This window comes from Stenotrophomonas sp. 1278, from assembly GCF_029892765.1.
Lineage (GTDB): Bacteria > Pseudomonadota > Gammaproteobacteria > Xanthomonadales > Xanthomonadaceae > Stenotrophomonas > Stenotrophomonas indicatrix.
This window is the reverse complement of record NZ_JARXWD010000001.1, coordinates 423,496-440,798: the sequence shown is the minus strand read 5'-3', so window position 1 is coordinate 440,798 and position 17,303 is coordinate 423,496. Positions and strand designations below refer to the sequence as shown.

General features: G+C 67.4%; 14 protein-coding genes and 1 pseudogene. All 15 read right to left on the bottom strand.

All coding sequences use genetic code 11. From position 1 onward, the window contains the following. Positions 1-294: 294 nt before the first annotated feature. Positions 295-2,670, bottom strand: coding sequence for a methyl-accepting chemotaxis protein (locus M2299_RS02045; RefSeq protein ID WP_032975460.1), 2,376 nt, complete (start codon positions 2,668-2,670; stop codon positions 295-297). A gap of 98 nt (positions 2,671-2,768) precedes the next feature. Next, positions 2,769-3,152, bottom strand: a complete 384-nt coding sequence (locus tag M2299_RS02040) for a hypothetical protein (protein WP_025878966.1) — start codon at positions 3,150-3,152, stop codon at positions 2,769-2,771. Between the two features lie 137 nt (positions 3,153-3,289). Beyond that, positions 3,290-3,781 carry a chemotaxis protein CheW gene (locus M2299_RS02035; protein WP_025878967.1) on the bottom strand — a complete coding sequence of 164 codons (492 nt, stop codon included), beginning with the start codon at positions 3,779-3,781 and terminating at the stop codon, positions 3,290-3,292. A gap of 229 nt (positions 3,782-4,010) precedes the next feature. Then, a complete protein-coding gene (locus tag M2299_RS02030; RefSeq protein ID WP_025878968.1) occupies positions 4,011-4,784 on the bottom strand; it encodes a flagellar brake protein in 774 nt (257 codons plus the stop codon). Between the two features lie 213 nt (positions 4,785-4,997). Continuing rightward, positions 4,998-7,244, bottom strand: coding sequence for a methyl-accepting chemotaxis protein (locus M2299_RS02025; RefSeq protein WP_280883756.1), 2,247 nt, complete (start codon positions 7,242-7,244; stop codon positions 4,998-5,000). 385 nt (positions 7,245-7,629) lie between these two features. Then, positions 7,630-9,609 (bottom strand): chemotaxis protein CheA, encoded by a 1,980-nt coding sequence (locus M2299_RS02020; RefSeq protein WP_100436237.1) that lies wholly within the window; start codon positions 9,607-9,609, stop codon positions 7,630-7,632. A gap of 45 nt (positions 9,610-9,654) precedes the next feature. After that, positions 9,655-10,020: a response regulator gene (locus M2299_RS02015; RefSeq protein WP_025878971.1), complete on the bottom strand. Its 366-nt coding sequence runs from the start codon at positions 10,018-10,020 to the stop codon at positions 9,655-9,657. Further along, positions 10,017-10,325, bottom strand: coding sequence for an STAS domain-containing protein (locus M2299_RS02010; protein ID WP_032975458.1), 309 nt, complete (start codon positions 10,323-10,325; stop codon positions 10,017-10,019). Before M2299_RS02010 ends, M2299_RS02015 begins: the two co-directional genes overlap by 4 nt. 94 nt (positions 10,326-10,419) lie before the next feature. Then, positions 10,420-11,784: a chemotaxis protein CheW gene (locus M2299_RS02005; protein WP_280883755.1), complete on the bottom strand. Its 1,365-nt coding sequence runs from the start codon at positions 11,782-11,784 to the stop codon at positions 10,420-10,422. Continuing rightward, on the bottom strand, positions 11,781-12,563 hold the full coding sequence (locus tag M2299_RS02000; RefSeq protein WP_280883754.1) for a ParA family protein: 783 nt from the start codon (positions 12,561-12,563) through the stop codon (positions 11,781-11,783). Before M2299_RS02000 ends, M2299_RS02005 begins: the two co-directional genes overlap by 4 nt. A 121-nt stretch (positions 12,564-12,684) precedes the next feature. Further along, positions 12,685-13,581 (bottom strand): annotated as a pseudogene (gene motD, locus M2299_RS01995) (flagellar motor protein MotD); the annotation flags it as partial. A gap of 1 nt (position 13,582) precedes the next feature. Continuing rightward, positions 13,583-14,323 carry a flagellar motor protein gene (locus M2299_RS01990; RefSeq protein ID WP_025878976.1) on the bottom strand — a complete coding sequence of 247 codons (741 nt, stop codon included), beginning with the start codon at positions 14,321-14,323 and terminating at the stop codon, positions 13,583-13,585. A 146-nt stretch (positions 14,324-14,469) separates the two neighbouring features. Further along, a complete protein-coding gene (locus M2299_RS01985) occupies positions 14,470-16,296 on the bottom strand; it encodes a chemotaxis protein CheA (protein ID WP_059064123.1) in 1,827 nt (608 codons plus the stop codon). 2 nt (positions 16,297-16,298) lie between these two features. Continuing rightward, on the bottom strand, positions 16,299-16,904 hold the full coding sequence (locus tag M2299_RS01980; protein ID WP_025878978.1) for a protein phosphatase CheZ: 606 nt from the start codon (positions 16,902-16,904) through the stop codon (positions 16,299-16,301). Beyond that, positions 16,904-17,296 (bottom strand): chemotaxis response regulator CheY, encoded by a 393-nt coding sequence (cheY, locus tag M2299_RS01975; protein WP_005413247.1) that lies wholly within the window; start codon positions 17,294-17,296, stop codon positions 16,904-16,906. Before cheY ends, M2299_RS01980 begins: the two co-directional genes overlap by 1 nt. Positions 17,297-17,303 lie beyond the last annotated feature (7 nt).

Sequence of the window (17,303 nt, the reverse complement as noted above, 5' to 3'; positions counted from 1 at the left end):
GGGGGGGGGGGCCCCCCCCCCCCCCCCCCGGCGGGGGGGGCCCCCGCGCCCCCCCCCCCCCCCCCCCCCCCCCCCCCCCCCCCCCCCCCCCACGACTCATCTGGCATCCCGGTGTCGGACGGCAAGTGCGTTGAGTTTCCAATTGGAGAGAGGGGTCAGATCCGTATTCCTGCGGAAAGCGGATCTGACCCCGGAAGCGCTGCGCCCTTGGCTGGACAACACCTGGCGAGGCCGCAAAAAAAAAACGCCCCAGCGCAGGGCCGGGGCGTTTTCGTGCCTCAGGTCAGGCGGGAATCAGAATTCCTGCCAGTCTCCATCAGCCAGTTCGGTGGCCATGGATCGGCCGCCGGTGCTGCGGCGGGCCGGCGGTGCGGCCGCTGCCGGAGCCGGGGCTGCCGGTGCAGACGCGCGCGGTGCCGGTGCGCGCGTGGCGACCACGGCTTCTGCTTCGTCGACCACGAAGATCGAGACTGCCTCGCTCAGGTGGCCCGCCTGTTCTTCCATCGCACGTGCGGCGGCGGTGGCTTCTTCCACCAGCGCGGCGTTCTGCTGGGTGGTTTCGTCCATCTGCACCACGGTCTGGTTGACCTGTTCGATGCCGGCGCTCTGCTCCTGCGAGGCAGCAGAGATCTCGGACATGATGTCGGTCACGCGCTGCACCGAGGCAACAATTTCGCCCATGGTGGCGCCGGCCTTGTGCACCAGCGCCGAGCCGTCGTTGACCTTGCCGACCGAGTCGTCGATCAGGCCCTTGATCTCCTTGGCGGCGGCGGCCGAGCGCTGGGCGAGGGTGCGCACTTCGCTGGCGACCACGGCGAAACCACGGCCCTGTTCGCCGGCACGGGCCGCTTCCACCGCCGCGTTCAGCGCCAGGATGTTGGTCTGGAAGGCAATGCCGTCGATGACCGAGATGATTTCCGCGATCTTCTTCGACGAGGCCTGGATGGCCGACATGGTGGTGACCACCTGGCCGACCACTTCGCCACCCTGCGAAGCCACGCCGTGCGCGCCGATGGCGAGCTGGTTGGCCTGGCGTGCGTGCTCAGCGTTCTGGCGCACGGTGGAGGTCAGTTCCTCCATCGAGGCGGCGGTTTCTTCCAGATTGGCGGCCTGCTGTTCGGTACGGCGCGACAGGTCGCTGTTGCCGGAGGCGATTTCGCCGGCGGCCGAGCTGATCGCACGGCTGGACTGCTTGATGCGGGTGACGATCTCGCTCAGCTGCGCGGCCGTGGCATTGGCATCGTCGCGCATGCGGGCGAACACGCCCTGGTAGTCGCCGTGCATGCGCACGGTCAGGTCGCCCTGCGACAGTGCGGCGAGCAGGCCGGAAATCTGTTCGATGCTGCCCGAGTTGGCGTCCAGCAGGCCGTTGATCTGCTGGGCCAGCTGCAGGAAGAAGCCTTCCTTGTCGTTGGCATCGATGCGGCCGGACAGGTCGCCGGCAGCGGCCTGGGCGATCACCCGTGCCACTTCCGCCTCGACCTGCGCTTCCTGGGTGCGGTCGCGCCATTCCACCACGTAGCCGACGGTGTCGCCGTCTTCGTTGCGGATGGTCGACACGACTTGGGCGAACTGGGCATCGCCGTACTGCATCGGGCGGCGGGCAACGCCATGCTGCTTGAGGTTGGCCAGCAGGGTGTTGTCCATCTCGCCGCGGTGTTCAAGCACGGTGACCGGCTTGCCGACCAGCGAGGCGTGGACGTCGAAGTCGGGCAGGTCGCGGCGCAGCTCGTCCTGGTACTGGGCCAGGGTCTGCTGCAGGGCGCGGTTGCTGTAGACGATGGTGTTGTTGGGGTCGGTGAGGTAGACGCCGGTCGAGCTGTAATCCAGCGCGGTGCGGATGCGCAGGTTCTCGCGGGCGATGGCCTGGTCGGTTTCGGTGCGCTCGCGCAGGTCGCGCTGCATGCGCTGCATGGCCTGCATCAGTTCGCCCACTTCGTCCTGGCGGCTGACATCGATGTGACCATCGAGCTTGCCACCGGCGACGTCGTTGGCCACCGAGACGGCGCCACGCACGCTGCCGACCAGGGCACGGGCGAACAGCCACACCAGCACCAGGCCGAGCGCGGCGCCGCCGAGCAGGGCGATGACGGTCAGCACGGCCGAGGCGGAGTAGGTGGAGGCCGCTTCGTCGCGCGAGGCGCGGGCGAGGCGGTTGTCTTCGGCGATCAGCGCTTCAAGCGCGGCGCCGGCCTTGCGGTGTTTGGTGCGGGTCTCGCCGACGAAGGTGTCGATCGCATCGTCGGGCAGGTCCAGCTCCAGCATTTCGGTGACGCTGTCATAGGAGGCCAGCGCGTCCTTCCAGTCCTTGGCGAAGGTGTCGAACAGCTTCTTCTGCTGTGCGTTGTCGACCAGCTTCGGATAGTCCTTGATCGACTTGTCCATGCTGGTGCGCAGTTCGACGGCCTGCTTGCGGGCGTCGGCCTTGACGTCGTCGCTGGCGCGGATCAGCTGCTGGTAGGCGCTGTTGCGGTACTCGCCGAGCATGCCGCGCATCTCGCCGGCCATGCGGATGCTCTCCATGCGTGAACCAGCCAGTTCGGTGGTCACGTTGTTCAGCGAATGCAGGCCACGGTAGGCGACGATGCCCTGCAGCAGCATCACCAGCAAGAGGACACCGAAGGTCAGCATGAGCTTCGGCATCAGTTTCAGGTTGTTGATCCACGGCATGGGCGTTGCGATCTCCTAAGGCAGACGCGGCCGGGCGCGGGGCCCGGTTGCAACAGCCGCGCCGGCACGCTGGCCGGCGCGGTCTGACGGACAGCGGATTACTTGATGTTGGCCAGCTTCAGGCTGGACGGCGAGCTGACTTCGATTTCCGCGCGCGAGGCGTCGCGCTGGATCTTGCCGATCACGCACACGGTCTTGCCTTCCAGGGTTTCCAGCGGGAAGGAGAACTTGCCGCGGTTCTCGCCGGCGATGCGTGCCGAGAAGGTGTGGCGCGGGAAGGCGCCGCCCATGTACAGGAAGGTCGGCTGGCCTTCGGAACCTTCTGCGAAGCGGGCCTTTTCGACCTTGCCGCAGACCATGCCGTCCTTGCCGACGGCGCGCGGTGCCATCTCCGGCGGAATCATCTCGGCCGACTGCGCGAAGGCGGAGGAAGCGGTGGTGGCCAGGACGGCAGCCGAAACGAACGCAAGCAGGGACTTCATCGGGGTGATTCTCCGGGGATGGTGATGGTGGATCCGGCCTTGGCGCGTTCCTGCGCGACCGGCTTCTGTCCCCCTATCGGCGTGGATGAGGGGAACTGAAGGGCTGCGTAACAGAAACGTGAAAAAGGTCCGTTTGCTCAGGCGGCAGCGTCTTCGACGACGTTGGTCTGGCCCATGTCGGCGCTGTCCAGCAGGGTTTCGATATCCAGCAGGATCAGCATGCGGTCGTCGTGGGTGCCGATGCCGGAGATGAAGCGGGTGTCGACGGCCGCGCCGAATTCCGGGGTCGGGCGGATCTGCTCGGCCGACAGCGGGATCACGTCGGAGACGCTGTCGACCACGATGCCGACCACGCGGTCTTCCACGTTGAGCACGATCATCACGGTGAAGGCGTCGTAGCGGGCGTCTTCCAGGCGCAGCTTCAGGCGCAGGTCGATCACCGGCACGATGGTGCCGCGCAGGTTGATCACGCCCTTGATGTAGTCCGGGGCATCGGGGACGCGGGTGACGGCGTCGTAGCCGCGGATTTCCTGCACCTTGAGGATGTCCACGCCGTAGTGCTCGGCACCGAGGGTGAAGCTGAGGAATTCGCCATCGGCGCCGGCGGCGGAGCTGTTCTTGTCGTTCATCGAGGGGTCCTGGTTCTGCCGGAAGTGCCGGTGTCAGGCTCGATATCGGCTCCTGGGTGGGGGACTTTAGGCATCTGGTAGTGGCGGCCGCTGGCCGGCAATCCTGCATCCACGCATGGCGTGGATCTACTGGCTCCCGCATCCACGGATGGCGTGGATCCACCGGCTCCTGCATCCACGCGGTTTCGAGGTTGCCGGCCAGCGGCCGGCACTACCCGCCGTGGGGGTGTCAGAGCTCGCCGTTGCGGCGTGCCTTGCGCTGGCGGTCGATGCGGAAGATGTAGCGCTGGATGGCGCTGTCGCCACCGCGCGGCAGGTCGTCGAAGCGCATGCCGACGCGCTTGACCTCGGTGCCGTTGGGCAGGCGTTGCGGCAGCAGGTTGCAGACCACCAGTTCGATCTGCAGGTCCGGGCCATCGGGCATCGACAGCTGCGCCCGGTAGCGCTGCTGCAGGCTGAAGATGGCGCAGTCGGTGGGCACGGTTACCGCCAGGCCGCCGCCACTGATGTCCACCACCCGCATCGACAAGGCTTCGGCGCGGGCCTCGCCCGGTGGCAGCAGCAATTGCGGTGAGTCGGTGATGGGGGTCTCCAGCCGGTACAGTTCGCGCCGCTGCAGGTGCACCAGTTCATCGGGCAGCGGTGCACGGAACGCCACATGGCCCTCGTTGTCCACGCGCTGCAGGTCATGCAGGCGGAAACGCACCAGTACCCGTTCCAGCTGGGCGAAGCAGAGCAGGTGGTCGGACTGTTCGGCGGCGCGGTTGGAAGCCTCCTGCGGGCTGCCATCGAGCAGCAGGAAATCCTCGTCGTCGTCCAGTTCAAGCAGGGCGGTGGGGAAGGATCGATCGCGGCCGTCGATATGGGCGTTGATCAGTGATCGCTGGTCGATCAGTGAACGCAGCAGCTGCCGCACCTGGCGGGGGTTGCGGACCAGAAAGCGATCATCCGCGGCGTCGGCCGCATGGACTTCGGGCAGTGCAGTGTCGTGGCCGTCGGACATGGAATCTGTGGTCAGGGGCGGGCGCCGACGCGTGTGGGCGCGTGGCTCGAAAGAGGTATCGGCTGCGTTGCGGATTTATGTAGCACCGAACGCACTCGTTTGCTCCGTTGTGCCATGCCCGCGGCGGTCGGGCAAGCGTGGTGCCCGGGCCGGGCATGGCCCGGCGCTGCCTTTCCGCTGACGGGGTGGCGCGCGGCCACCCCGATGCTGCGATCAGAACTCCTGCCAGTCGCCGTCACCGGCCAGGGCCGGCTGCGCCACGGGCTTGCGCACGCGCGCGGGTGCGGCGATGGATGCGGGCGCTGCCTTGCGCGGAGCACTGCTGGCCACGGCCATGGCTGCGCGCGGTATCGCATTGCCCGCGCTCGGTGCGGCCAGGCGGAAGCGTGCGACGGCCTCGCCCAGCTGTGCGGCCTGGTCTTCCATCGCCCGCGCTGCGGCGGTGGCTTCTTCCACCAGCGCGGCGTTCTGCTGGGTGGTTTCGTCCATCTGCACCACGGTCTGGTTGACCTGCTCGATGCCGGCGGACTGTTCCTGCGAGGCGGCGGAGATCTCGGCCATGATGTCGGTCACGCGCTGCACCGACGCGACGATCTCGCCCATGGTGCTGCCGGCCTGGTGGACCAGGCTGGAACCCTCGGCGACCTTGCCGACCGATTCGTCGATCAGCCCCTTGATCTCCTTGGCGGCGGCGGCCGAGCGCTGGGCGAGGGTACGCACCTCGCTGGCGACCACGGCAAAGCCACGGCCCTGTTCGCCGGCACGGGCCGCTTCCACTGCGGCATTCAGCGCCAGGATGTTGGTCTGGAAGGCGATGCCATCGATGACCGAAATGATCTCGGCGATCTTCTTCGAGGAGGCTTCGATGGCCGACATGGTGGTGACCACCTGGCCGACCACTTCACCGCCCTGCGAGGCCACGCCATGCGCGCCGATGGCGAGCTGGTTGGCCTGGCGCGCGTGGTCGGCGTTCTGGCGCACGGTGGAGGTCAGTTCCTCCATCGAGGCGGCGGTTTCTTCCAGGTTGGCCGCCTGCTGTTCGGTACGGCGCGACAGGTCGCTGTTGCCGGAGGCGATTTCGCCCGAGGCCAGGGTGATGCTCGAGGTGCTGGCCTGGATCTGGCTGACGATCTGGGTCAACTGGGCGACGGTGGTGTTGGCATCGTCACGCATGCGGGCGAACACGCCGTGGAACTGGCCGTCCATGCGTGCGGTCAGGTCACCTGCGGCGATGGACTGCAGCAGCTGCGACAGCTGGCCAAGATTGCCGTCGGCGACCTCCATCATGCTGTTGAGCTGCTCGATCATCACGCGGAAATCGTGATCGAAGCGCTGCGCATCGCCGCGCTGGCTGAAATCGCCGGCGGCAGCAGCCGATGCCAGCTGCTGGATCTGCGTGTTGATGGCCAGCAGGCTGGCCTTGGCCGCATCCATCGATTCGTGCAGGATCGCGCGGCTGCCCGGCAACCGGCGCGCATCGGGGGCGAGGTTGCCGGTGGCGTACTGGTTGAGCACATCGATGGCATCACGGATCGCATCGAGGTGTTCGAAGATCACCGTGTTGATGCCGCCGGCGAGCTGGCCATAGACGCCCGGGAAGTCTTCCGGAATGCGGTGGCTGATATCGGGGCCGGCATGCATCTGTGCCATCAGCTGGGTCTGCTCGGAGAAGCGACGCAGCATCGCGGTCATCTCCGCGGTGGCCGCCAACATGCGACCCGCCTCATCCTTGCCGGTGGCCTGGGTAGTGACACTGAGATCGCCGCGGGCGACGGCCTGGATGGCATGCACTGCCTTGCCCAGCGGGCCGACCACGGCGCGCGAGATGATCACGGCCAGGGTGGCGGCGACCACGACCAGCAGCACGATGGCGGCGATGATGGCCAGCATGCTGTTGCGGTGGGTCGCGTTGGCGTCGTCGATCTTGCCCTGCATCTGGGTTCCCAGCAGCGCACCCAGCGCCTTCAGGTCTTCGAAGGCTTTGCGGCGCAGGGGGCGCGACTGCTCATCGGAAATCTGCCGGGCCGCTTCGCCATCACCGGCGGTGGCCGCTTCGCGCAGCTTGGTATTGGCGGCGAAGTAGCCATCGACGTCGGCCTGCACGGCCTGGTACAGCGTGCGCTCCTTGTCGCCGGACGGCAGCTTGGCATAGGCCGCCAGCTGCTCGCGCACCACTGCAGCGGTGTCGTTCATGCGCTTGTTGTAGTCGGCCACTTTCTCCGGCTGGTCCAGCATGCTGATCTGGGCCAGTTCATAGGTGCGGAACTCACCCAGCTGCGAGCGCACTTCACCGAGGTACTGCACCGATGGAATGTCGTTGGTCGCCATCGAGGTCAGCTTGGCGTTGGCTTCGGACAGGCGGACCAGGGCGAACGCACCCAGCACGACGGTCATCAGGGTGGTCAGGGTGAATCCCACAGCCAGCTTGCGGGCGATGGGCAGATCGTGGAACCACTTCATGCAGGGTGCTCCAAGGTGGGCAGAATACCGGCGGCGGCGCCGCGGGCAAAAGGTCGTTGCAGGAGGAAACGGTGGTGCCGGGTGAAGGATCGGTGACTGCCGTCAACCCGAGATAGCGGCGCAGCTGCGCCGTACTTTATGGACCGATGTCACATTCGCTGGCGTAGGGGAAACCAACGGAAAGCAAGCAGTGGCGGGGCTTTTGCAGTGACGGCGTGGTTTCAGGCGAAACCATGCGCCCGATCAGGTTCACGACGCAGGACGACGGAGTTCACAGTTGCGGGCGCCGCCGCGTTGCGCGTGGGTACGATTGCTGCCTGCGCCCGCGCGCAAACGAAAACCGCCGCCCCGGAGGGCGGCGGTCAGGTACAACGTGTAGCGCAGCTCAGGCGGCCTGCGGCACCCGCAGCGAACGCACCAGGCCGCCGATGTCGACGATCAGGGCGACGCGGCCATCGCCGAGGATGGTGGCACCGGAGACCCCGCCGATGCGGCGGTAGTTGTTCTCGATGTTCTTCACCACAACCTGCTGCTGGCCGACCAGTTCGTCCACTTCCAGCGCGATCTTCTGGCCATCGCCTTCAACCACCACCACCAGCGATTCACTGCCGGGTGCACGCTGGCCATAGCCGTAGTACTCGCTCAGCGACAGGATCGGCAGGTATTCGCCACGCACGCGCAGCACGCGGCCTTCGCCGGCCATGCTGCGGATGTCGTCAGGCTGCGGCTGCAGTGCTTCAAGCACGTAGGCCAGCGGCAGGATCAGGGTTTCGCCGGCCACCGCCACGGTCATGCCGTCGAGGATGGCCAGGGTCAACGGTAGCCGGATCAGCGTACGGGTGCCGGTGCCGAGGCCGCTTTCAATCTGCACCTCGCCACCGAGCGCCTGGATGTTGCGGCGGACCACGTCCATGCCCACGCCACGGCCGGACAGGTCGGTGACCGCATCGGCGGTGGAGAAGCCGGGCTGGAAGATCAGGTCCCAGACCTGCGAGTCGGTGGGGTTGTCCGGTACGGCCAGGCCGCGTTCCTGCGCCTTGGCCAGGATCTTCTCGCGGTTCAGGCCGCGGCCGTCGTCGCTGACTTCGATGACGATATGACCGCCCTGGTGCGAGGCAGCCAGGGTGATCGTGCCGGTCTCGTCCTTGCCGGCATCGCGACGCACGTCCGGCATTTCCAGGCCGTGGTCGATGGAATTGCGGACCAGATGCACCAGCGGATCGGCGATCTTCTCGATCAGGCCCTTGTCCAGCTCGGTGCCTTCGCCGATGGTGCGCAGGCGCACGTGTTTGCCCAGGCGGCCGGACAGGTCGCGGACCAGGCGCGGGAAGCGGCGGAACACTGCGTCGACCGGCAGCATGCGCACGCCGATCACAGCCTCCTGCAGGTCACGGGTATTGCGTTCAAGCAGGTCCAGGCCGGCGAACAGGCTCTCGGCATGCACCGGGTCCAGCGCGTGCGAGACCTGCTTGAGCATGGCCTGGGTGATGACCAGTTCGCCGACCAGGTTGATCAGTGCATCGACCTTGTCGACGCTGACACGGATGGAGGTTTCTGCTTCCTGGCTGGCCCCGGTGCTGGCCGTCGGTGCGGCAGCGGCGGGCGCAGGCGCAGCGACCGGCGCGGCAGCCGGTGCCTGCGTGGCCAGGCTTGGCGGTGCGGCCGGACGGATGTCCAGTTCGCAGTCGTCCAGCACCCAGGCGAAGGTGTCTTCGATCTTGCTGCGCGGCACCTTGCCGACCAGGCCCAGGTCCCACGCCAGGTGGGCTTCAAGCGGGTCGAGCTGGGCGAAGCCGGGCAGGCGATCCATGCGCGCGGCCACCTGCAGCGAACCCAGGTGTTCCAGTTCGCGGATGATGCGCAACGGGTCGTTGCCACTCATGAACAGTGACGGCGCCGGGGTGAAGCCGATCTGCCAGGCTTCCGGCGTGTCGTCCACCTTGCTGGCGGCAGTGGGTGCAGCGGCGGCGGGTGCCTGGCCGGACAGCACCGCTTCCAGGCGCGCCTTCACCGCAGCGACCGCTGCAGGATCGGCGGGCTGGCCGTGCTCGGCCTCGCGCAACAGGGCGCGCAGTACGTCCACCGACGACAGCATCGCATCGACGGCGTTGCCTTCCAGTGCGCGCTTGCCGGCCCGCAGCTCATCGAGCAGCGTTTCCAGCACATGGGTCAGCCCGGCGATGGCATCGAAACCGAACGTGCCTGCGCCACCCTTGATGGAGTGGGCGGCACGGAACACCGAGTTGATGATCTCCGGGTCCTGTTGTCCCGATTCCAGGGCCAGCAGGCCAGCCTCCATGGCGTCGAGGCCTTCGCGGCTCTCCTCGAAGAAGGTGGCGTGGAAGCGTTGCAGGTCCATGCTCATGGCAGTGGCGATCCGGAAGCGAAGAGGGGGAGCAGTGCGGGGCGATCAGCCCAGCACTTTCTGCACGGTGGCGACCAGCTGTTCGGGATTGAACGGCTTGACCAGCCAGCCGGTGGCACCGGCGGCCTTGCCTTCGGACTTCTTGTCCGCTGCCGACTCGGTGGTCAGCATCAGCATCGGCGTGAACTTGTAGTCCGGCAGCTGGCGCAGTTCGCGGATCAGCGCGATGCCGTCCATGTTCGGCATGTTGACGTCGGTGACCACCGCATTGAAGCGCTGGCCCTTGGCACGTCCGAGCGCGACCGCGCCGTCTTCAGCTTCTTCGACGGCAAAACCGGCCGAGGTGAGGGCGAAGGAAACCATCTGGCGCATCGACGCCGAATCGTCCACCACCAAGATACGTGCGCTCATGCAGCGTTCTCCACAGATTTCAGGTTGTCATGGGGTACGTCCAGGCCCAGGGCCTGGGTGACGCCCAACAGGCGTGCAGCGTCACGGAAGGTTGCAGTGCAACCGTGGAAGCCGGTGCCCAGGCCTGCCTCGCGACGGGCCTGCACGAAGGCGCACAGCACCTGCATGCTGGCGGTGTGGATGCGGCCGACCTGGCTTGCATCCAGGGTCAGCTCGCCTGCTTCCGCCACCAAGGGCGAAAGGCGGTTCTTGAGCTCGGTGCTGCTCTCGATGCCGAGATCCTCACCCAGTTCGACAGTGCTCATCGTTGCTCCGGACAAACGGTTCCAGCATTCATAACGGCACCATGGGGCGGTTCTTTAGGGGTATCGGCGCTGCGCGCCGATTCAGAGCACGGATTCACCCCAGCAGCTGCGTGGCGTCGAGCAGGATCATCGGCCGCTGGCTGATGCGGGCCACACCACGGAACAGTTCATTGGAGATCTGGCAGATGCGGGCGGTATCGGGTGGTTCGATCTGCGAGTCGGTCAGGTTGGCGACGTCCTCCACGGCCGACACACGCAGGCCCAGGGTCTCGCCGTTCTCCTCAAGCACGACGATGCGGGTCTGCGCGTCATCCTCGGCGGAGGCCGCACCCAGGTGCAGGCCGAGATCCATCACCGGCACCACCTGGCCACGCAGGTTCATGATGCCGAGCATTTCCGGGGCAGTGCCGCGCAGTGGCAGCAACGGCACCGGCAGCACCACTTCCTGCACCTTCAGCAGTTCCAGCGCGTAGGCCTGGGTGCCACAGCGCAGGCGCAGCCAACGCGACGTGCGTTCGCCGGCGCGGCGGTTCTGCGGATGCGGGCTGCTGGCGGGCTGATGCGCCTGGGCCTGCAGCTCCTGCCAGGAACCGGGGCGGTTGCTGGAGGGGGTGTCCACCGCGAACTGCGGCGGCGGTGCGACAGCGGCGCGGGTCATCGATGGCATCGGTGCTGGTGCGGGGCGCGCGGCGGCCTTGGCAACGGCCGGCGCAGCGACGGCAGCAACCACCTCGCCTTCGGCGGCGGCTTCGAAGGCGGCCTGCAATCCGGGGCTGTCGGTGTGCGCCAGGCTGTCGGCGGCGTCGGTTTCGTAGATCACTTCGTCCGGCAGGTCATCCCAGGTGGGTTCGGGCGCGGGCGGTGCGACAGCGGCAGTGGCCACGGGCGCGGTTTCATGGACGACCTCGGCCGGCAGGTCGTCCCAGGTGGGCTCGCGGTCAGCGTCGGCGGCAGGTGCGGCAGCAGCGTCGAAGGCGGCTTCCAGCGCCGCATCATCGTTGGCCGGAGCGGCTGCGACGGCGTCGGTTTCGTAGATCACTTCCGCCGGCAGATCGTCCCAGGTCGGCTCGCGCCCGGTATCGGCCGCAGGCGTGGCAACGGCGTCGAAGGCGGCTTCCAGCGCCGCATCATCATTGGCCGGAGCGGTTGCGACGGTGTCGGTTTCGTAGATCACTTCGGCCGGCAGATCGTCCCAGGTCGGCTCGCGCCCGGTATCGGCTGCAGGCAAGGCAACGGCGTCGAAGGCGGCTTCGAGCGAAGCATCGTCGTTGGCCGGGGCCACTGCGAAGGCGTCGGTTTCGTAGACCACTTCGGCCGGCAGATCGTCCCAGGTCGGCTCGCGCTCGCCGTCGGCTGCTGCGCTCGTCGGGCGTGGCGCGGCATCAGCGGCGACCGGTGCGACGGCAATGTCGCCGAGCAGTTCGTCCAGATAGTCGTCCAGCATCCCGGTGGTGTTCATGCCGCCTGCTCCAGGGCACGTGCGTCCTCACCGAGGATCCAGTTCAACGCACGCCGATAGGCCGCCAGGCCGCGTCCCGGGTAGTCCTCGCCGATGCTCGGCAGGGTCAGGCCGGCCGCGTTGCTGATGCGGGTGTCGATCGGAATCGCGTCTTCCCAGACGCGGCTCGCGTGGCGGTCCTGCATGGCGCGCAGCGATTCATTGCCGGTGCGGGTGCGGCGGTCGAACAGCGTCGGCAGGATCGAGATCGGCAGCGGCCGGCGGCGCGAACGCTCGACCATCTCGCCGGTGCGGACCATGCCATCCAGGCCGTGCAGGGCCAACGGCTCGGCCTGGGTGGGAATGATCAGGCGATCGGCCGCGGCCAGCGCATTGATCATCAGCAGGCCCAGGGTCGGTGCGCAGTCCAGCAGGATGTAGTCGTGCTGGCCCTGGTGGCGGGCGAGCGCGTTCTGCAGGGCCAGGCCGAGGCCAGGCTGGTTGGCGCTGCGTCGTTCCAGCGTAGCCAGCGAAGCCTGCGCGCAAACGTAATCGAGTCCGCCGATGTCGCTGGCATGGCTGAGCGTGGACAGGTCGGCCGGCGGTGCGCCGAACAGTTCCAGCACGCCGGCCGGTGCCGGCTCGATCGGCACGCCGAAGGCGCGGGTCAGCGAGGCATGTGGATCGAGATCGATCAGCAGCACGCGGTGGCCGAGCGCGGCCAGGCCGCGACCGAGGGCGAGGGTGGTGGTGGTCTTGCCGACTCCGCCCTTCTGGTTGGCGACTGCCCAGATGCGCATCGGATTACTCCTTCATTGCCGGGGGAACGGCGGCGCCGACACGGCTGCCAGCCGGCACCGGTGGCAACTGCACCGGTGCGATGGGGGAAGTGGGGGTGGTGGCCGGTGCTGCGGTGGCCTGTTCGCTGGCGCCGCGGGCAGTGCCGGTGGCGGCATTCAGGCGTTCGCCGAGCGGGTCCACCGAATGACTGGTGTCGGCCAGGATGATGACCATCACCCGCCGGTTGCGATTGCGGCCCTGTGCGCTGTCGTTGTCTTCGCGGGGGCGGAACTGGCCGTAGCCGACCATCGCCAGCCGCGATGGCTGCAGCCCCTGGTCGGCAAACAGATGCACCACGCTGGCCGCGCGCCCGGCCGACAGCTCCCAGTTGGACGGGAAGGTGGCGGTGGCGATCGGCACGTTGTCGGTGTGTCCTTCCACGCGCACGCTGTTGGGCACGTCGCGCAGCACGCCGGCCAGACTGGCCAGGGTGTCGCGCGCATGCACGTCCAGCGCCGCCGAGCCGGTCGGGAACAGGATGTCGCTGTTGATCTCCACTTCGATCCACAGCTCGGTGCGGCGCACGCTGATCATGCCGCGGTCGATCAGTGGCGCCAGCGCGGCGGTCAGGCGGTCGGCGATGCTGTTGAGCTGGCGCTCGGCACGCGCGATCTGTTCCTGGTTGTGCACCGACACCGGCATGCGCATCTGCGAGGCCATCGCCGGCAGCAGGGTGGGGTCGTGCGAGGGCGCGGGAGCGGACGGCCCGATCTTGGTGCCGGACTTGATCACCGACGGGCTGTCCCAGCCGCCGCCCTGCACCTGCTTGTTGCCCACCTGCACCGGATTGATGGTGCGCGGCGCACCACCGAAGGCATCGGTGAGGGCGTCGGCCATGATCCGGTACTTGCCCTCGTTGACCGAGGAGATCGCGTACATGACCACGAAGAAGGCGAGCAGCAGCGTCATCAGGTCGGCATAGGGGATGGCCCATGCCTCGTGATTGGCGTGCTCTTCGTGGTGCTTGCGGCGGGCCATGTCAGTGCAGGAAGCCGGAGAGGTTGGTTTCGATGTTGCGCGGGTTCTCGCCCTGGGCAATCGAGATCAGGCCTTCGATGACCATTTCGCGGTCGCGGCTGGAATGGGCGATGACGCCCTTCAGCTTGGCGGCGATGGGCAGGAACAGCAGGTTGGCCGAGGCGATGCCGTAGATGGTGGCGGTGAACGCGGCGGCGATGCCGTGGCCGAGCTTGCTCGGGTCGGCGAGGTTCTTCATTACCGCGATCAGGCCGAGCACGGCGCCGATGATGCCCAGCGTGGGTGCATAGATGCCCATGCTTTCAAACACCTTGGCAGCGGCCTGGTCCTGGTGCTCCTGGCTGCCCAGTTCGATCTCCAGCATGTGCCGGATCGATTCGGGTTCAACGCCGTCCACCAGCAGCTGCAGGCCCTTGCGCAGGAACGGGTCCTGCTGCGCTTCCACCTGCGATTCCAGGCCGAGCAGGCCCTGGCGGCGGGCGATGTTGCTCCATTCCACGATCTGCTGGATCAGTTCGCGACGGTCGCTGTGCGGCGGCCGCACGACCCAGCGCACGATCTTGAAGGCGTGCTTGAACACCGCTGGCGAGGTGTGCAGCAGGATGGCGGCGATGGTGCCGACGATGACGATCACGAACGCCGCAGGCGACCACAACGACGCCAGGCCGGCGCCCTTGAGGATGCTGCCACCGACCAGCGAGGCCAGGGCGAGGAAAAGTCCAATGAGGCTGAGTCTATCCATGGGTCCGGTATCGGCTTGTATGAATGGGACTTGAGACACCGGTAGGTCGTGTACAGACGGTAGTCACAGTTTTCGGGTCGCCGGGCATGGCCCGGCGCTACCCTGCGGGGCCGTTTCCGGTAGCGCCGGGCCATGCCCGGCGGGCTTCAGCGCAGCCCGTCCACGTCCAGGATCAGCGCCATGCGACCATCGCCGATCAGGGTTGCACCGGCATAACCACGCAGGCCGCGCAGGGCCTTGGGTAGTGGCTTGATGACCACTTCCTCACGCCCGCGCACCTGGTCCACCACCAGCCCGAAGCGTGCTTCACCGGCCTGCAGCACGACGATGGTCAGCAGGGGCGAGGTGGCCGGCGTCACATCCAGCCATTGCCGCAGGTCGACCAGCGCCAGCGTGTGCGAGCGGCGGTCGAGCACGGCGCGGCCGTCGAACCAGCCCAACGAGGTGCGCGGCGCATGCAGCACTTCCATCACACGGGCCAGCGGCAGTGCGTAGACGTCTTCGCCGGCCTGCACCAGCAGGGTCGGCAGGATCGCCAGGGTCAGCGGTACGCGGATCATGAAACGGCTGCCGCGGCCCAGTTCCGACTGGATCTGGATCTGCCCGCTCAGCTCGCGGATGCGCGACTGCACCACGTCCATGCCGACGCCGCGGCCGGAAATGTCGGTGACCTGCTGCTTGGTCGAGAACCCTGGCAGGAACACCAGGTGCAGGCATTCCTCGCTGCTCAGGCGGGCGGCGGCTTCCGGATCGATCAGGCCCTTCTCACGCGCCTTGGCGCGCAGTTTTTCCGGATCGATGCCGGCGCCATCGTCCTGCACTTCGATGCTGACGTAGTCGCCTTCCTGCTGTGCCGACAGGCGCACGTGGCCCATCCGCGGCTTGCCCTGCGCTTCGCGCAGGTCAGGCATTTCCACGCCATGGTCGATGGCGTTGCGGACCAGGTGCACCAGCGGGTCGGCCAACGCTTCGACCAGGTTGCGGTCGAGCTCGGTTTCGGCGCCGATCAGTTCCAGGTCCACTTCCTTCTTCAGCGAACGCGCAACGTCGCGCGCCACCTTCGGGAAGCGCGAGAACACCTTGCCGACCGGCTGCATGCGGGTGCGCATCACCGCCGACTGCAGGCGCGCGGTGGCGATATCCAGCGTGGACACGGCGCGGTCCAGCTCTTCATCGCGCAGGCGCGCGCGCAGCGTCTTCAACCGGTTTCGTGACAGCACCAGTTCGCCGATCAGGTTGACGATGGCGTCCAGGCGCTTGGTGTCCACGCGCACGGTGTGTTCGGCTTCGGCGACAGGCTTGTTGGGTGCGGGCTTGGCAGCGGGCGGGGCCGGCGAGGGCGCCGGTCGCGGTGCCGGTGCCGCAACAGCCGCTGCGGTGGTGTTGCTGCCCGGGGCGGCGCCGCCGTGCAACTGGTCGAGCAATGCCTCGAACTCGTCCTCGCTGATCATGTCGTCGGCCTTCTTCGCCGCCGCCACGGTTGTCGGCGCCTTGCCGCCATGCAGCTGGTCGAGCAGGGCCTCGAATTCGTCGTCGGTGATCAGGTCGCCACCGCCCGCACCCGGCGTCGCGGCCGCAGGCGCGGCGGCGCCGCCGCCATGCACGTCGAACTGGGCGACCAGTTCGGGCGGGGCAAAGCCCGGCTCGGTGCCCGAAGACACCGCGTCAAGCATCGACTGCAGGTAGTCCAGTGACTGCTGGGCGGCATCGAAGTGATGCGCCTGCAGGACGGCCTGGCCGGCGCGTGCGGCGCCCAGTGCTTCCTCGGCGGCGTGGCACAGCTCGACCATTGCGGTGATGCCGAGGAAACCTGCGCCGCCCTTCAGCGTGTGGTAGCCACGGAACACCGCGTTGAGCTGTTCATTGTCCTGCGGTGCCTGTTCCAGCGACACCAGCTGTTCGCCGAGGCGATCCAGGATCTCCTGGGCCTCGATGATGAAATCGGCAGTGATGTCGTCGGCTACTGCGCCCATGGTTACAGCCCCAGATCCGACAACAGGTCGTCGGCGTCGTTCTGCGAGACCGCATGGCGGTCCAGTCCCTTCAGTGCCGGCCCAGCCAGTTCCGGATCGGTGCGATGCTGTTCCGGCGGCAGGCCGAGCGCGCCGAAGCCTTCGTGCACGCGGCGGACGATGCCCACCACGCGACGGATGATCTGCCCGGTCAGGTCCTGGTAGCTCTGGGTCAGGGCGATCTCGGTGAGGTTGTGGCGGATGCGGTCGAGCTGCACGTCCTGGCCCGGCTGCAGGCCGTCGGCGCGCAGCTGTTCGGTCAGGCTGCGGCACTCTTCGGCCAGGTCCAGGGTGCGGTGGGTGGCCTGTTCGGTCATCGCCACCACGTGGTCCAGGCGCGCGCAGGCATCGTCCAGCTCGCCGGCTTCATCGGGCACGGTCGGCAGTTCGCCCAGCGCCTGGCCCAGCTCGCGGGCCAGCCGCGAAAGGCCGCTCATCATCGGCTGGGTGCGCAGCGCGACCAGGCCGTCGATGCGCTGGCGCCACGCCGCCTCGTCGCCGGATTCCAGTGCATCCAGGGCTTCCTGCAGGCGCAGGGCGAGGGCGCTCTTGTCGACCGTGGTATCCATCAAGCGCTGGCCGCCAGGCGTTCGAAGATCTTGCCGAGCTTCTCTTCCAGCGTCTGTGCGGTGAACGGCTTGATGATGTAACCGTTCACGCCGTTCTGCGCCGCTTCGATGATCTGCTCGCGCTTGGCTTCGGCAGTCACCATCAGCACCGGCAGGGTCTTCAGCTTGGCATCGGCACGGATGGCTTTGAGCAGTTCGATGCCGGTCATCACCGGCATGTTCCAGTCGGTGACCACGAAGTCGAACGGCTGGCTCTGCAGCAGCGACAGCGCGGCATGCCCGTCCTCGGCTTCGGCGGTATTGGTGAAGCCCAGATCGCCCAGCAGGTTCTTGACGATACGACGCATGGTCGAGAAATCGTCGACGATCAGGATGCGCATGTTCTTGTTCAAAGCAGAG

What these genes read in the sequence shown, in the direction of transcription:
- M2299_RS02040 (WP_025878966.1), bottom strand. Translation starts at nt 3,152, where the DNA reads ATGAAGTCCCTGCTTGCGTTCGTTTCGGCTGCCGTCCTGGCCACCACC.
- M2299_RS01990 (WP_025878976.1), bottom strand. Translation starts at nt 14,323, where the DNA reads ATGGATAGACTCAGCCTCATTGGACTTTTCCTCGCCCTGGCCTCGCTG.
- M2299_RS02030 (WP_025878968.1), bottom strand. Translation starts at nt 4,784, where the DNA reads ATGTCCGACGGCCACGACACTGCACTGCCCGAAGTCCATGCGGCCGAC.
- M2299_RS02045 (WP_032975460.1), bottom strand. Translation starts at nt 2,670, where the DNA reads ATGCCGTGGATCAACAACCTGAAACTGATGCCGAAGCTCATGCTGACC.
- M2299_RS02020 (WP_100436237.1), bottom strand. Translation starts at nt 9,609, where the DNA reads ATGAGCATGGACCTGCAACGCTTCCACGCCACCTTCTTCGAGGAGAGC.
- M2299_RS02025 (WP_280883756.1), bottom strand. Translation starts at nt 7,244, where the DNA reads ATGAAGTGGTTCCACGATCTGCCCATCGCCCGCAAGCTGGCTGTGGGA.
- M2299_RS01985 (WP_059064123.1), bottom strand. Translation starts at nt 16,296, where the DNA reads ATGGGCGCAGTAGCCGACGACATCACTGCCGATTTCATCATCGAGGCC.
- M2299_RS02010 (WP_032975458.1), bottom strand. Translation starts at nt 10,325, where the DNA reads ATGAGCACTGTCGAACTGGGTGAGGATCTCGGCATCGAGAGCAGCACC.
- M2299_RS02015 (WP_025878971.1), bottom strand. Translation starts at nt 10,020, where the DNA reads ATGAGCGCACGTATCTTGGTGGTGGACGATTCGGCGTCGATGCGCCAG.
- M2299_RS02035 (WP_025878967.1), bottom strand. Translation starts at nt 3,781, where the DNA reads ATGAACGACAAGAACAGCTCCGCCGCCGGCGCCGATGGCGAATTCCTC.
- M2299_RS02005 (WP_280883755.1), bottom strand. Translation starts at nt 11,784, where the DNA reads ATGAACACCACCGGGATGCTGGACGACTATCTGGACGAACTGCTCGGC.
- M2299_RS02000 (WP_280883754.1), bottom strand. Translation starts at nt 12,563, where the DNA reads ATGCGCATCTGGGCAGTCGCCAACCAGAAGGGCGGAGTCGGCAAGACC.
- M2299_RS01980 (WP_025878978.1), bottom strand. Translation starts at nt 16,904, where the DNA reads ATGGATACCACGGTCGACAAGAGCGCCCTCGCCCTGCGCCTGCAGGAA.